The sequence below is a fragment of the Streptomyces sp. NPDC044044 genome, from assembly GCF_056434405.1.
In genome coordinates, this window is the sequence record NZ_JBWKFG010000004.1 from 315673 (window position 1) to 330406 (window position 14734).

The window sequence follows — 14734 nt, forward strand, 5'->3', positions numbered from 1 at the left end:
GAGTTATCCCGGAGGCCACTGCAGGCCGCGTCCGCCGAGGACGTGGGCGTGCGCGTGGAAGACGGTCTGGCCCGCGCCGGAGCCGGTGTTGAAGACGATGCGATAGCTCTCCGCCTTCTCTTCCAGGGCGACCTCGCCGGCCTCGCGGAGGACGTCGGCGGCGATGGCGGGTTCGGCGGCGGCGAGGGAGGCGGCGTCCGGGTAGTGCACCTTGGGGATGACCAGGACGTGGGTGGGGGCCTGCGGGTTGATGTCCCGGAAGGCGACGGTCGTGTCCGTCTCCCTGACCAGGGTCGCGGGCACGTCCCCCGCGACGATCTTGCAGAACAGGCAGTCGGCCTGCGGTTCTCCCGCCATAAGGCGCCTCCGGTCGTCGCGGTTTCCCTGTGCCCCCGCATGCTATCCGGGCTGCGCCCCAGCTCGGCCCCTCCCTCCACCCCCGGCGGCCCCAGCTGACCGAACAAGCCTTGCCGCCCACCCACCCGTTCACCCCGCATCCGCCCCTGAACGAACAAGCTTTCCCACCCACCCACCCGATTGCCCCGCAGCGCCATGGGTGGGTGGGGCGGGGCTTCGCGTCGCAGGTGGGTGGGGTCGGAAGGGGCCGGGGGTGGGGTGCCCAGGGGCAGGTAGGCAGGGAGGTCGACGCTCACGTGCCCGCAGCCGGGAGCCCGCCCGAGGGGACGGGCCGGTATGTCCGCCCGGAGCACGGCTCGCGGCACTCCAGCACCGAAGCAACCCGACGGCCACCGGACGATAGCGAGGACGGACATACCGGCGCGGCCCCGCCCCCACCCACGGACCAGACCCGCAGCCCGCAGTCACACTCCCGGCAGCTCCGGCAGCTCCGGCAGCCCCGGCAGCCCCGGCAGCCCCGGCGCAGTCTTAGGCGGCGCAACCTCCAACGCCGCGAGCGCCAAGCGAATCGCCTCGTCCAGCTGCGGATCCCGCCCCGCCGCGTAGTCCTCCGGCGCCGTCACCACCTCCACGTCCGGATCGACCCCGTAGTTCTCGACGCCCCAGCCATACCCCTCCAGCCAGAACGCGTACTTCGGCTGCGTCACCAGCGTCCCGTCCACCAACCGGTACCGGCTGTCGATCCCGATCACCCCGCCCCACGTCCGCGTCCCCACCACGGGCCCGATCCCCAACGCCTTGATCGCCGCGTTCACGATGTCCCCGTCGGAACCCGAGAACTCGTTGGCGACGGCGACCACAGGCCCCCGCGGCGCGTCCGCCGGATAGCTGTACGGCCGCGAACCCCGCGGCAGGTCCCAGCCCACGATCTTCCGGGCCAGCTTCTCCACCACCAGCTGAGACGTGTGCCCGCCCCTGTTCTCGCGGACGTCCACGACGAGACCGTCCCGCGCCACCTCCACCCGCAGGTCCCGGTGGATCTGCGCCCACCCGGGCGCCTGCATGTCCGGCACGTGCAGATACCCGAGCCGTCCCCCCGACCGCTCATGGACGTACGCACGGCGGTCCACCACCCAGGCGTGGTACCGCAACGGCTCCTCGTCGTCGACGGGGATCACCACCGCGTGCCGCGGATCGCCCCCGCCCGCGGGCGACACCGTCAGCTCCACCGGCTTGCCCGCCGTACCCACGAGGAGCGGCCCCGGACCCGCCACCGGATCCACCGGCCGCCCCGCGACGGCAAGCAGCGCGTCCCCGGCCCGCACCGCCACCCCCGGCGCGGCCAGCGGCGACCTGGCGGCGGGATCCGACGTCTCGGAGGGGAGGATCCGGTCGATCCGCCACGCCCCGTCCGCGCCCCGCGAGACATCCGCCCCGAGCAGCCCCTGCCGCACCGCCGAACTCCCCCAGGCCCCGCCCCCCATGACGTACGCGTGTGACGTACCGAGCTCCCCGGCGACCTCCCACAGCAGGTCCACGAGGTCGTCGTGCGTGGCCACCCGCCCCAGCACCGGCCGGTAGCGGTCGAGCACGCCGTCCCAGTCGACCCCGCCCAGGTCGGGCCGCCAGAAGTTGTCCCGCATGAGGCGCCCGGCCTCGTCGTACATCTGGCGCCATTCGGCGGCGGGATCGACGGTCTGGCGGACCCGCGTGAGGTCGACGGTGATGTTCGAGTCGGAGTTCTCGTCACCGGAGGCCCGCCGGTCGCTCGGCACGACCTTCAGCTTCCCGTCGGCCCACAGCAGCACCCGCTTGCCGTCCCCGCTGACGGCGAAGTGGTCGGCGTCCGAGGCCAGTTCCTCGATGCGCTGCTGGACCAGGTCGTACCGCTCCAGCTCGGTCCGCGGATCGGGGTCCGACGGCGTGGCGCGGGACGCGCCGAGAACGCCCCGCACGGGGTGGCGCAGCCACAGGACGCCGTCCTTGGCGGCCCGCAGGGTCGAGTAGCGGGCGGCCTCGACCGGGAACGGCACGATGCGGTCCGCGAGCCCGTCGAGGTCGATGCGGGTGACGGGCGAGCCCTCGCTGTCCGGGGTCTCGTCCTTGTCGGGTGCCTCGAAGGGGCGCCCGTGCCGCTGCGGCCCGAAGGGCGAGGGCGTGGTGGCGGCCAGGGTGATGAGGTGCGGCCGCGATCCGCCGACGAAGGCGAGGTCGAAGACGTGCTCGTCGTAGACGGGGTCGAAGGCCCGCGCCGACAGGAACGCCAGATGCTTGCCGTCCAGCGTGAACGCGGGCGCGTAGTCACGGAACCGCAGCGGGGTCGCCTCGGACACCGAGAGGTCGGCCGTGTTCGCCAGCTTCAGCTGCCGCAGCGGGCTCGGCCCCGGATGCGACCACGCGAGCCAGGCCGAGTCCGGCGAGAAGACGAGCCCACTGGCGTCCCCGTGCTCCCCGCGGTCGACCTCCCGCACCTCCCCGCTCTCCCGCTCCACCAGGAGCACCCGCCCGTCGTGCGAGGCGACGGCGGCCCTGCTGCCGTCGGGTGCGACGGCAAGCGCGAGCACCCGCCCCAGCTGCCCGACGGCGATCCTGCGCGGCGTCGCCCCGGGCGCGAGCCCCGTGGCCGGCGCGAACTGGAGCGCGTCGTCGCCCTCCGCGTCGGTCACCCAGACCACGTGCTCCTCGCCGTCGACGCGGAACGTCCGCGGCAGCCGTGCGCGCACCCCGTGCTCGGCGGCGAGCGCGCGGGCGGGCCCCTCCCGGTGGGTCACCCAGTGCACGCCGCCGCGCACGGAGACGGCGCTGCCTCGGCCCGTGTGATCGGGGGCGGCGGCACCGAACCAGCGTGCCGCGGTCACCGGGAACGGCTGGAGGTCGGTGCGCTGACCGCCGAGGCGGACGTCGATACGGCGCGGCTCGGCCTCCAACAGGTCTTCCAGGAGCCAGAGTTCACCCGCGGACGCGTAGACGACGCGCGTGCCGTCGGTGGCGGCATGGCGGGCGTAGAAACCGTCGACTCCCGTGTGCCGGCGCAGATCCGATCCGTCCGGCAACGAGGAGTAGACGGCGCCGACGCCTTCGTGATCGGAGAGGAAAGCGATGCGCTCCCCCACCCACAGCGGGTACTCGATGTTCCCGTCGAGCTCTTCATGGACACGTACGAAGCGGTCCTCTCCCCCCTCGGCACCGACGCCGCCCGCGCCCCCGCCCCGGATCCAGAGCTTGCCCGCCGTGCCGCCGCGGTACCGCTTCCACCAGGCCGCCTCGCGCCCCATCGGCGCGGAGAGCAGCAGGACTTGGCCGTCCTGCGGGCCGTGCGCGACATCGCCCACGACGCCGTACGGCAGGGTGTCCGCGGGCCCGCCGTCCAGCGGAACGGCCCGCGCCCAGCTGCGGCGCAGCGAGGCCTGGCCCGCCGTGCTGACCGCGAGGACCTGCCCGTCCGGGGTCCAGCCCCGCACCGAGGTGCGTGAACTGCCCCAGTACGTGAGGCGTTTGGAGGAACCGCCGTCGACCGGCGCGACATGCACCTCGGGGGCGCCGTCACGCGTGGACGTCCAGGCGACGGTCGTCCCGTCCGGGGAGATGCGGGGATGGTTCACCGGCATGTTGTCGGCGCTGACGCGCCATGCCCGGCCGCCGTCGAGAGGTGCGACCCAGACGTCGTCCTCAGCGGTGAAGGCGACCAACTCGCCGCGCAGATGCGGAAACCGTAGATACGCAGGGTGCCCAGTCAGTGTCACTCAGCCAGCCTAAGCAGCCGCGGCGGAGCCGGTCAGCCTTTTGGATCACTTGCCCTTGAAGCACGAGCATGTCGGATCGGGCGCCTGCGGCGGCGGATCGGCCGTGACGGTCACCGTGGCCGTCGCTCCGGGCGGCTGTTCCGGCGGCTGGGTCGGCTTGTCACCGTCGTGGTCGTCACCCCCGTTGCCGCCGCCGTCGCCGCCTCCGTCGTCACCGCCGGAGCAGTCGCCGAGCACATCCACCCGGAACCACTCCTTGCCGTCGACCTTGGCGGTCAGGTTCCCGCGTACGCAGTGTCCGTCGACGACCGACCACACCGTCCCCTTGACGGTGATGTTGCTGGTGTCGTCGGAACCCTTCCCGTTCCTGGCCTGCCCCTGGCAGTCCACGGTGGAGACGGTTTCGGGTGTCGGGTCGCCGCTGGACGGGGTGACCTTGTCCTTGAAGCGGGCGGTACAGCTGATCCACAGCACGTCGAGGTGCTGCCGCTCCAGCTCCTTCGTCGCCATCTCGTCGGTGGTGATCGCGATGGCCGCGGTGTTCATGTCCCCGTCGACCGGATCGCACGCGGCGGCCCCGATCACCGCCGCCCCCGCGAACCCGACGGCGTACAGCACCCGTCGGCGCCGACCACGTACGTCCCCTGCTCGATCACGTAAGCGCCTCAATGCCCCCATAGGCGGCAGAGTGCCACTGCGAGCCGCCTGACGACAGTCCCCTTTGCGTCCAACTCCGGCCGGCCCCGTCCGCCCGCCCGTCGGCGAGGCGGCGCCCCTAGCCGCGCAGCAGCAGCCACTCCTGCAACTCCACCAAGTTCCCCTCGGGGTCCTTGAGATGGGCGACCCGCATGCGGTCCGTCAGCGGCGCGGGTCCTTGAGCGATGGTCCCGCCGCGCTCGACGACCTTCCCGCAGTACGCGTCGAGGTCGTCGACCCGCAGCACCACGAGGGAGCGGTGTCCGGTCGCCGACCCCTCCAGCTCGTCGAGGAGCCGAGCCATCATCGAGCGGTCCTGGAGCGCGATCCCCGCGGAGCCGGTCGCGGGGCTGAATTTCTCGTACGGCCCGTCCACCGCCCCCGACTGCGGCTTGAGGCCGAGGATGTCGGCGTAGAAGTGGTAGCAGGCACTGAAGTCCGATACGAGCAGGCGTACTTGGGCCAGTTCCACGGCATCCCCCTTGCTGGGCGCGGGGGTTCAGGACCAGCGGCCCGTGCGTCCCAGGAGCAGTGCGGTGGCCGCCGTCCCCGCGGTCGACGTACGCAACACGCTACGCCCCAGGCGGTACGGCTTGGCTCCCGCGTCGGCGAACGCCGCGAGCTCGTCCGGGGAGACGCCGCCCTCGGGGCCGACCACGAGAACGATGTGCCCGGCGGCGGGAAGCTCCGCGGTGGCCAGCGGTTCGCTGCCCTCCTCGTGCAGGACAGCGGCGAAGTCGGCGTCCGCGAGCAGCGCCGCGACCTGCTTGGTCGACGCGGCATCCGCGACCTCGGGGAAGCGCACGCGGCGGGACTGCTTGCCCGCCTCGCGCGCCGTGGCGCGCCACTTGCCGAGCGCCTTGAGCCCGCGCTCGCCCTTCCACTGCGTGATGCAGCGCGACGCGGACCAGGGCACGATCGCGTCGACGCCGGTCTCCGTCATGGTCTCGACGGCGAGTTCACCGCGGTCGCCCTTGGGCAGCGCCTGCACGACGGTGATCCGGGGCTCCTGCGGCGCCTCTTCCGCCACGGAGTCCATCCGCAGGATCAGCCGGTCCTTGCCCTCGGTGTCCAGGACGACGCACTCGGCCCAGCGCCCGGCCCCGTCGGTCAGGACGACGTCCTCACCGGCGTGCAGCCGCTTCACGGAGACGGCATGGCGCCCTTCGGGACCATCGAGCACGTAGCGTCCGTCGCCGCCCGCGGCAGCGTTCTCGAAGGTCTCGACGACGAAGACGGGAGCGGTCACACCTGGCTCCCGGGCTCGGTCTCCTGCTGCCCTTCGGCCGCCAGCGCGGCCTTCGCCTCGGCCAGTTCGGCCGCCAGGACCTCCACGAGCTGCCCGGCCTCGAGCTCCCGCGCCATGCGGTGCCCCTGCCCGGCCCACAGCGCCATGCCCTGCGCGTCACCGGCCTTGGCCGCGGCCTTGCGCAGGCCGCTGGTGAGGTGGTGGATCTGGGGGTAGGCGGCGGGGGCGTAGGGCCCGTGCTCGCGCATGAAGCGGTTGACCAGGCCCCGCGCGGGGCGGCCGGAGAAGGCGCGGGTCAGTTCGGTGCGGGTGAACAGCGGGTTGGTCATGGCCTGCTTGTGCAGGACGTTCGCACCCGACTCCGGGCAGACCAGGAAGGCCGTGCCCAGCTGCGCGGCGTCGGCGCCCGCCGCGAGCACCGCGGCGATCTGCGAGCCGCGCATCAGGCCGCCGGCCGCGACGATCGGGATCTGCACGGTGTCGCGCACCTGCGCGATGAGCGAGAGAAGGCCGAGCCCGGCGCCGTCCGTCTCGGGGTTGTCGCGGTGTGTGCCCTGGTGGCCGCCGGCCTCGATGCCCTGCACGCACACGGCGTCCGCGCCGGACCACTGGGCGGTCTGCGCCTCTTCGGGTGTGGTCACGGTCGCGACGGTGATCGTGCCGACCCGCGCGAAGGCGTCGAAGACGTCGCGGGTGGGGCACCCGAAGGTGAACGACACCAGCGGCACCGGGTCCTCGACGAGGATCGCGAGCTTGGCGTCGTAGCCGTCGTCGCGGCCGCTGTCCGGATCGCCGAGCTGCGTCTCGTACCAGGCGGCCTCACCGGCGAGCTGGTTGCGGTAGACGTCGACGGCGGCGGCATCGGCGTACTCGGGCTGCGGCATGAAGAGATTCACGCCGAACGGCCGGCTCGTGAGCCCCCGCAGCTGTTTGATCTCCTGGTACATCCCGTCGGCGGTTTTGTACCCGGCGGCGAGATATCCGAGCCCCCCGGCCTCGGAGACGGCCGCGGCGAGCTGGGGGCACGAGGCGCCGCCCGCCATGGGGGCCTGCACGATCGGAAGGCGGGAAAGACCGGTCAGCACGGAGGACATGAACGCATCGTGCCATGCCCCGCGCGGGCCGCCGAATCGTGCCCCGAAGGGGCGCGAGGAACTGCGCGAGCGACCAAGGACGGTCCGCAGCCGAAGATGACAAAGCGCCCCCGGCGGCGGTTGTCCGCCACCGGGGGCACCAAGCCACTGCTTCAGGCGCTACCGCCCGTTGAACGCGTCCTTGAGGCGCGAGAACAGGCCCTGCTGCCCCGGCTGGAACTGCCCGGTGGGCCGCTCCTCACCGCGCAGCTGCGCCAGCTCCCGCAGGACCCGCTCCTGCTCCGCGTCCAGCTTGCTCGGCGTGAGGACCTCGACGTGCACGATGAGGTCGCCTCGCCCGCCGCCCCGCAGGTGCGTGATGCCCCTGCCGTGCAGCGGCACCGACTGTCCTGACTGCGTGCCGGGCCGGATGTCGACCTCTTCCAAACCGTCCAGCGTCTCCAGGGGCACCTTGGTGCCCAGAGCCGCGGCCGTCATGGGGATGGTGACCGTGCAGTGCAGGTCGTCCCCGCGCCGCTGGAACACGGCGTGCGGCAGCTCGTGGATCTCCACGTACAGGTCGCCTGCGGGGCCGCCGCCGGGGCCGACCTCGCCCTCGCCCGCGAGCTGGATCCGCGTGCCGTTGTCGACACCGGCGGGGATCTTCACGGTGAGCGTCCGCCGCGACCGGATGCGGCCGTCGCCGGCGCACTCCGGGCACGGGGTGGGCACGACCGTGCCGAAGCCCTGGCACTGCGGGCACGGCCGCGAGGTCATGACCTGGCCGAGGAAGGACCGCGTGACCTGCGACACCTCGCCGCGACCGCGGCACATGTCACACGTTTGAGCGGACGTCCCCGGGGCGGCGCCTTCACCGCTGCAGGTCGTACAGACGACCGCCGTGTCGACCTGTATGTCCTTGGTGGTCCCGAAGGCCGCCTCGTCCAGGTCGATCTCGAGCCGGATCATGGCGTCCTGGCCACGGCGCGTGCGCGACCGGGGGCCACGCTGCGACGCCGTCCCGAAGAACGCGTCCATGATGTCCGAGAAGTTGCCGAAGCCACCGGCCCCGAAACCGCCCGCACCGCCGCCGCCCGCCTGGGACAGCGGGTCGCCGCCGAGGTCGTAGACCTGCTTCTTCTGCGGGTCTGACAACACCTCGTACGCGGCGTTGATCTCCTTGAAGCGCTCCTGAGTCTTCGGGTCCGGATTCACGTCCGGGTGAAGCTCACGCGCCAGCCTTCGGAAGGCCTTCTTGATTTCGTCCTGGGAAGCGTCGCGGCGCACGCCTAGTACGGCGTAGTAGTCCGTGGCCACTTACGACTCCGCCAGGATCTGTCCGACGTAACGTGCCACTGCGCGTACTGCTCCCATCGTTCCCGGATAGTCCATGCGGGTCGGGCCGACCACGCCGAGTTTGGCTACTGCCTCGCTGCCCGAACCGTAGCCGACGGAGACCACGGACGTAGAGCTGAGTCCCTCATGGGCGTTCTCGTGACCGATCCGTACGGTCATGCCCGAATCTGTGGCCTCGCCAAGCAACTTGAGCAGGACGACCTGCTCCTCAAGAGCCTCCAGGACGGGCCTGATGGTGAGGGGAAAGTCATGTCCGAAGCGGGTGAGATTGGCCGTTCCGCCGATCATCAGCCGCTCTTCGGTCTCCTCGACGAGGGTTTCGAGGAGGGTGGAGAGCACCGTCGCCACCGTGCCCCGGTCCTCCGCGTCGAAGGACTCCGTCATGTCCTGCACCAGCTGCGGCACGTCCGCGAAGCGGCGGCCCGCGACCCGGCTGTTGAGCCGCGCCCGCAGGTCCGCCAGCGAGGTCTCGCCGAACGGGGCGGGACAGTCGATCATGCGCTGCTCGACCCGGCCCGTGTCCGTGATCAGTACGAGCATCAGGCGGGCCGGAGCAAGCGAAAGCAGCTCCACGTGCCGCACCGTCGACCGCGTGAGGGACGGATACTGCACGACCGCGACCTGCCGGGTCAGCTGCGCGAGCAGCCGCACCGTGCGCGCCACGACGTCGTCGAGGTCGACGGCGCCGTCGAGGAAGTTCTGGATGGCCCTGCGCTCCGGCGCCGCCATCGGCTTGACGCCCGCGAGCCGGTCGACGAAGAGGCGGTACCCCTTGTCCGTCGGGATGCGCCCCGCACTCGTATGAGGCTGGGCGATGAACCCTTCCTCCTCGAGCGCCGCCATGTCGTTGCGGACCGTGGCCGGTGAGACCCCGAGGCTGTGCCGCTCGGTGAGCGCCTTGGAGCCGACGGGCTCCTCGGTGCCGACATAGTCGTGGACGATGGCGCGCAGCACCTCGAGCCTGCGTTCATTGAGCATCCGCGCACACCTCCACCTTTTGCCCTGAATCCTGCCTGCCCTGATGTCTCGCCTGGCACTCACCTGGGGCGAGTGCCAGCCTTCACCGGGCCCAGTGTACGGCCGCGAGGTACGACCCCGGCAAGGGCCGGACCACCTGTGTCAGTCCGACGGGTGGGGCAGCGGCTGCCAAGCCGCCCGTGCGGGGCTAGCGTCGGCGTATGGACGTGGCACTGGCTTGGGACGAGGCGGGTTGGGAGCGGCTCGCGCCGCATGTGGGGCGGCGGCGCCTGCCGGTGTGGGACTGCACGGCGGGTCTTGTCGTCGGCGGCGAATCGGCGCTGATGATCGAGGCGGGGGCGACCCTGCGCGAGGGGGCACAGCTGCGCACCCAGGCGCGCGGCATCCTCGGCGGGGGCCGCCGGGTCACCCACCTCGCCCTGACGCACCCGCACTTCGACCATGTCCTGGGCGCCGCGGCGTTCGCGGGCGTGGAGGTGTACGGCGCGGTCGGCATCGACACCCTCCTCACGAAGGGCCGCGACGAGCTGCGCGACTCGGCCGTCCGGCACGGGGTCGCCGCGGACGCCGCGGCGGAGGCCACCGACCTGCTCGTGCGCCCGCACCACCTGGTGTGCGGGGAGTGGACGCTCGACCTGGGCGGCGGGGTACAGGTCCTGCTCGCCAACGTCGGTCCCGGCCACTCGGGCCACGACCTGGCGGTCCTGGTCCGCGGCACGGACGGCTCCCCGGAGATCGTCTTCTGCGGCGACCTGGTCGAGGAGTCGGGCGAACCGCAGGCGGGGGACGACGCGGTCCCGCAGCGGTGGCCGGCCGCGCTCGACCGGCTGCTCGACCTGGGCGGGGAGGACGCGTTGTACGTGCCGGGGCACGGTGCGGTGGTCGACGCGGCATTTGTCCGTGCGCAACGCGCCACACTGGCGGCCCGCTTCGGCGTGTCGTAGCCGGTCGTACGCCGTTTCTCCTATCGTCATGCGAATGCGCCAGTACTCCGCAGACCTCACACCGCCGTGGAAGAAGCCGAAGTCCGTGCCGGAGGTCGCCGCGGAGGCGGACCTCGTGGTGGAGGAGCTCGGCACCGGCTTCTGCGGGGCGGTGATCCGCTGCGAGAAGACGGCGGAAGGTCCGACGGTGACCCTGGAGGACCGCTTCGGCAAGCACCGCGTCTTCCCGATGACTCCCGGTGGCTTCGCCCTGGAGGGCCGGACGGTCACACTGGTCCGCCCGTCGGCCGCATCTCCTCTTGTACGTCCCACACGCACCGCATCCGGTTCGGTGGCCGTGCCGGGGGCGCGGGCCCGGGTCGCCCGTGCGGGACGGATCTACGTCGAGGGGCGGCACGACGCGGAGCTCGTCGAGCGGGTGTGGGGCGACGACCTGCGGATCGAGGGCGTGGTCGTCGAGTACCTGGAGGGCATCGACGACCTCCCGGCCATCGTCGAGGAGTTCTCCCCCGGCCCCGACGCGCGCCTGGGCATCCTGGTGGACCACCTCGTCCCCGGCTCCAAGGAGTCGAGGATCGCGGCGCAGGTCAACTCCTCCTCGGCCCTGGTGGTGGGGCACCCCTACATCGACGTGTGGGAGGCGGTGAAGCCGTCGTCGGTGGGCATCGAGGCGTGGCCCCGTGTCCCGCGGGGGCAGGACTGGAAGACGGGCGTCTGCGAGGCGCTCGGCTGGCCCCTGAACACGGGGGCCGCGTGGCAGCGGATCCTGGGCTCGGTGCGCAGCTACCGGGATCTTGAGCCGGCGCTGCTGGGCCGCGTGGAGGAACTGATCGACTTCGTCACGGCACCCGAGTCCTAGGCCGCCGCTGCGCGGCGGATCTTTCCCGCCCACCCACCAGATTGCCCCGCGGTCGCCCATCGCGTCTCATCCCGTCCGGCGTTTGAGGACGAACTCGGCGGAGCCGGGCGGGGTTGGGGAAAGCCCCGCGGGGCCCGCCCGAGCCTCAGTCCACCAGGTCCCGCACGACCGCGTCCGCGAGCAACCGCCCCCGCAGCGTAAGAACCGCCCGCCCCTCCCCGTAGGGCCCCGCCTCCAGCAGCCCATCGGAAAGCGCCCGCTCCGCAGCGGCCAGACCCGCAGGCCGAAGCAGCGTCAACGGACACCCCTCAAGCAGCCGCAGCTCAAGCAGGATCCGCTCCACCCGCCGATCCTCCGCAGCCAGAACCTCCCGCCCGGCCCCAGGCGAGCGCCCGGCGGCCAGCGCCCCCGCATACGCCCCGGGATGCTTGACGTTCCACCACCGCACGCCCCCGACATGGCTGTGGGCCCCCGGCCCGGCCCCCCACCAGTCGGCCCCCCGCCAGTACAGCTCGTTGTGCAGGCACCGCCCGGCCTCGGACGTGGCCCAGTTGGACACCTCGTACCAGGAGAATCCCGCACCGCCGAGCACCTCGTCGGCGATCAGATACCGGTCCGCGTGCACGTCGCCGTCCGTCATCGGGACCTCGCCGCGCCGGATCCGCCGCGCCAGCTGCGTGCCCTCCTCGACGATCAGCGCGTAGGCGCTCACGTGGTCGGGCCCGGCGCCGATCGCCGCGTCCAGCGTGGCCCGCCAGTCGTCGTCGCTCTCTCCCGGCGTGCCGTAGATGAGGTCCAGGTTGACGTGATCGAAGCCCGCGGCCCGCGCCTCCGCCACGCACGCCTCGGGCCGCCCGGGTGTGTGCGTACGGTCGAGCACCTTCAGTACGTGCTGCTTGGCGCTCTGCATCCCGAAGGAGACGCGGTTGAAGCCCCCGGCCCGCAGCTCGCTCAGGTACGCCGGATCGACGGAGTCGGGGTTCGCCTCGGTGGTGATCTCGGCGTCGTCCGCAAGCCCGAACTCCTCCCGGACGGCACCCAGCATGCGGACGAGATCGGCGGCGGCGAGGAGCGTCGGCGTACCGCCCCCGACGAAGACGGTCCGCACCGGACGCGGGTCGTCGCCCAGGGTCTTCCGCGCGAGCCGCACCTCGTCGATCAGGGTGTCCGCGTAGTTGTCACGTGAGGCGAGCACGCCGCCGGAGCCGCGCAGCTCGGTCGCCGTGTACGTGTTGAAGTCGCAGTAGCCGCAGCGCGTGGCGCAGTACGGGACGTGGAGGTAGAAGCCGAGCGGACGGGCCCCCGCTCCCTGCAGGGCGGACGCGGGCAGCGCGCCGTCCTCGGGCATGGGCTCACCATCGGGCAGTGCGGAAGGCATACCTTCGATTGTCCCGCACCACGAAGGAACCCGACGCCGCGCACGAGACCCCGTACAAGACCTCGTACGACACCGCGCCCGAGGACGCTACTGCGCCTGCAGCACGAGCACCGCCAGATCGTCGTCCGGCGGCCGCTCCGAGAACGCGTGCACCATCCTCTTGATCCGCTCCGCCACCAGGTTCGCGTCAAGCCCCGCACAGCTCGCGAGCGCCGTCGCGAGGCCGTCGCCGTCGTCGAACATGTTCCGTCCGGCGCGGCGCTCCGTCACGCCGTCCGTGACGCAGAGCAGTGTGTCGCCGGTCCGCAGCTCAAAGGTTTCGCTCGTGTACGTGGCGTAGTCGACGACCCCGAGCAGCAGCTGGGGCGTGGCCGCGGGCCGGACCGTCCCGTCCGGGGAGAGCAGCAGCGGCAGGGGGTGTCCCGCGCTCGCCACCGTGCAGCGGACGCCGCCGTCGTCCATGGGCACCAGCTCTCCGTAGAGGAGGGAGAGGAAGCGGGATGTGGCGCCGTCGGGCGGCAGGCCCTGGCCGCCCGCGACCGCGACCACCGCCGCCGCCGCGTCCGCCGCCTCCGTCGCGTCGTCCAGGAGGAGCTGGTTGAGGCGGTCGAGGACTTCCGCGACCTCGTACCCCTCGCGGGCGAGCAGCCGCAGCCACGGCCGGGCGAGGCCGATCACGACGGCCGCCTCGACCCCCTTGCCCTGGACGTCGCCGAGCGCGAAGCACCAGCGGCCCTTGCCCGCCTGGAAGACGTCGTAGAAGTCGCCGCCGGGGCCGCCCTTGTCCCGCGGCTCGTACACGACACCGCTGTGCACTCCGGGGATCTCCGCCACGGAGCTGGGAAGCAGGCCGCGCTGCAGGACCTGGCTGATGGTGGCCTGCCGCTGATAGCGCCGCGCCGCGCTGATGGCCAGCGCGACGCGGCGGCTGAAGTCCTCGATGAGGCCGGTGACTTCGTCCGCGAAGCGCATCATCCCGGCCCGCCCGATGACGAGCGTGCCCAGCGCGCGCCCGCCCGCCATGAGGCGATACGCGAGGGCCGTGCCCGTCACGTCACCGGCCGGGCCCTCGCCGGGCCACGGCACGGGGACGGCGCCGGAGCCGACCGCTTCGGGCAGCAGGGGCGGGTCCTTCTCCAGGCTGCGGCGCAGTTCCTCTATCCGCTGCTCGCTGGTGTGCCAGACGCGGGCGAGCCGGGATCCCGGGGCCCCGCTCGCGGCGCCGCGAGGCGCGACCTCCGGTTCGTCGTCGAGCCACACCGCGCACCAGTCCGCGAGCCTGGGCACGAGCAACTGCCCGGCGAGGGCGGCCACCAGGTCCTCGTCGAACTGTCCGGCGAGCAGGTCGGAGGCCTCCGCGAGGAAGGTGAGCGCGCCGCGGTTGACCCACTCCGTGTCGTGCGTGATCCGCTTCGGCAGCGGCGCGAGGATCTCGCTGGCGCGCATCCCGCGGTGCATCGCCTGTTCGCTCGCGTACGACTCGATCTCCTGGACGGCCTGCACGCCGCCGACGGGGAGGCGGGCCCAGACGGCCTTGGTGCCGGTGCGGTAGGTGATGCCCCAGGAGTCGGAGAGGGTCGCGACGAGCTGCAGGCCCCTGCCGTACTCGGGAGTGCCGGGCGGCTGGGGCATGGGCTCGCTGCGGACCGCGCGGGCGGGGTGGTGGTCGGAGACCTCGATGACCAGGGTGTCGCAGCTCTCCCCCAGGCCCGCCTCGTCGAGCCTGCACAGCAGTTCCACCGTCGTGCCCGCGTGCACGACGGCGTTCGTGACGAGTTCGCTGACCAGCAGCACGGCGTCGTCCGCCAGACGGTCGGTGATGCCCGCCGCGGCGGGCACCTCCAGTTCGGACCAGTCGGCGAGCGCCGCGCGCACGAACTTTCGTGCGGCGGCGGGCGCCATCGGGTTCCCGGGCAGCGATGTGCACACCACCGCCGGCGGGCCGGGCTGGTGCCCCGGTTGGGCGGACGCACGGAAAGTGGTCTCCCGTTGCATCGGAATGGACCCCACGTTTCGGCTCCTGAGCAGTTCGGTCGAATACGCCTCAGGCGACACGGACAGAGTGACAGACTGGCCACGCCCATAAGCACCGAGTTACTGA

At 72.4% G+C, this 14734-nt stretch carries 12 protein-coding genes; 2 read left to right on the forward strand and 10 right to left on the reverse strand.

Annotated elements, in window-relative coordinates; translation table 11 throughout:
• Positions 1-3: 3 nt before the first annotated feature.
• The 8 genes from AC07AG_RS17165 to hrcA all read right to left on the reverse strand — a co-directional run bounded on the left by AC07AG_RS17165 (position 4) and on the right by hrcA (position 9452).
• Positions 4-357 (reverse strand): histidine triad nucleotide-binding protein, encoded by a 354-nt coding sequence (locus tag AC07AG_RS17165; RefSeq protein ID WP_478755904.1) that lies wholly within the window; start codon positions 355-357, stop codon positions 4-6.
• A gap of 464 nt (positions 358-821) precedes the next feature.
• On the reverse strand, positions 822-4100 hold the full coding sequence (locus tag AC07AG_RS17170) for a S41 family peptidase (RefSeq protein ID WP_478755905.1): 3279 nt from the start codon (positions 4098-4100) through the stop codon (positions 822-824).
• A 45-nt stretch (positions 4101-4145) separates the two neighbouring features.
• On the reverse strand, positions 4146-4718 hold the full coding sequence (locus AC07AG_RS17175) for a hypothetical protein (protein WP_478755906.1): 573 nt from the start codon (positions 4716-4718) through the stop codon (positions 4146-4148).
• A 157-nt stretch (positions 4719-4875) separates the two neighbouring features.
• Positions 4876-5268 carry a VOC family protein gene (locus AC07AG_RS17180; RefSeq protein WP_478755907.1) on the reverse strand — a complete coding sequence of 131 codons (393 nt, stop codon included), beginning with the start codon at positions 5266-5268 and terminating at the stop codon, positions 4876-4878.
• A gap of 27 nt (positions 5269-5295) precedes the next feature.
• A complete protein-coding gene (locus AC07AG_RS17185; protein WP_478755908.1) occupies positions 5296-6045 on the reverse strand; it encodes a 16S rRNA (uracil(1498)-N(3))-methyltransferase in 750 nt (249 codons plus the stop codon).
• Positions 6042-7139, reverse strand: coding sequence for a nitronate monooxygenase (locus AC07AG_RS17190; protein ID WP_478755909.1), 1098 nt, complete (start codon positions 7137-7139; stop codon positions 6042-6044). Before AC07AG_RS17190 ends, AC07AG_RS17185 begins: the two co-directional genes overlap by 4 nt.
• Before the next feature lie 159 nt (positions 7140-7298).
• A complete protein-coding gene (gene dnaJ / locus AC07AG_RS17195; protein WP_249589974.1) occupies positions 7299-8435 on the reverse strand; it encodes a molecular chaperone DnaJ in 1137 nt (378 codons plus the stop codon).
• The gene (gene hrcA, locus AC07AG_RS17200) at positions 8436-9452 is read right to left on the reverse strand and encodes a heat-inducible transcriptional repressor HrcA (RefSeq protein ID WP_249589973.1); all 1017 of its coding nucleotides are present in this window, start codon (positions 9450-9452) and stop codon (positions 8436-8438) included.
• A gap of 200 nt (positions 9453-9652) precedes the next feature.
• Here hrcA and AC07AG_RS17205 point away from each other — a divergent pair, with 200 nt between their 5' ends.
• Positions 9653-10396, forward strand: a complete 744-nt coding sequence (locus tag AC07AG_RS17205; RefSeq protein WP_478755910.1) for an MBL fold metallo-hydrolase — start codon at positions 9653-9655, stop codon at positions 10394-10396.
• A 34-nt stretch (positions 10397-10430) separates the two neighbouring features.
• Positions 10431-11255 (forward strand): DUF3097 domain-containing protein, encoded by an 825-nt coding sequence (locus tag AC07AG_RS17210; RefSeq protein ID WP_478755911.1) that lies wholly within the window; start codon positions 10431-10433, stop codon positions 11253-11255.
• 145 nt (positions 11256-11400) lie between these two features.
• Here AC07AG_RS17210 and hemW read toward each other — a convergent pair whose 3' ends face one another.
• Both hemW and AC07AG_RS17220 read right to left on the reverse strand, forming a co-directional pair.
• Positions 11401-12633: a radical SAM family heme chaperone HemW gene (hemW, locus tag AC07AG_RS17215; RefSeq protein ID WP_478755912.1), complete on the reverse strand. Its 1233-nt coding sequence runs from the start codon at positions 12631-12633 to the stop codon at positions 11401-11403.
• 87 nt (positions 12634-12720) lie between these two features.
• The gene (locus tag AC07AG_RS17220; protein ID WP_478755913.1) at positions 12721-14643 is read right to left on the reverse strand and encodes a SpoIIE family protein phosphatase; all 1923 of its coding nucleotides are present in this window, start codon (positions 14641-14643) and stop codon (positions 12721-12723) included.
• Between the last annotated feature and the right edge of the window lie 91 nt (positions 14644-14734).

What these genes read in the sequence shown, in the direction of transcription:
- AC07AG_RS17165 (WP_478755904.1), bottom strand. Translation starts at nt 357, where the DNA reads ATGGCGGGAGAACCGCAGGCCGACTGCCTGTTCTGCAAGATCGTCGCG.
- AC07AG_RS17190 (WP_478755909.1), bottom strand. Translation starts at nt 7,139, where the DNA reads ATGTCCTCCGTGCTGACCGGTCTTTCCCGCCTTCCGATCGTGCAGGCC.
- hrcA (WP_249589973.1), bottom strand. Translation starts at nt 9,452, where the DNA reads ATGCTCAATGAACGCAGGCTCGAGGTGCTGCGCGCCATCGTCCACGAC.
- AC07AG_RS17205 (WP_478755910.1), top strand. Translation starts at nt 9,653, where the DNA reads ATGGACGTGGCACTGGCTTGGGACGAGGCGGGTTGGGAGCGGCTCGCG.
- AC07AG_RS17210 (WP_478755911.1), top strand. Translation starts at nt 10,431, where the DNA reads ATGCGCCAGTACTCCGCAGACCTCACACCGCCGTGGAAGAAGCCGAAG.
- hemW (WP_478755912.1), bottom strand. Translation starts at nt 12,633, where the DNA reads ATGCCTTCCGCACTGCCCGATGGTGAGCCCATGCCCGAGGACGGCGCG.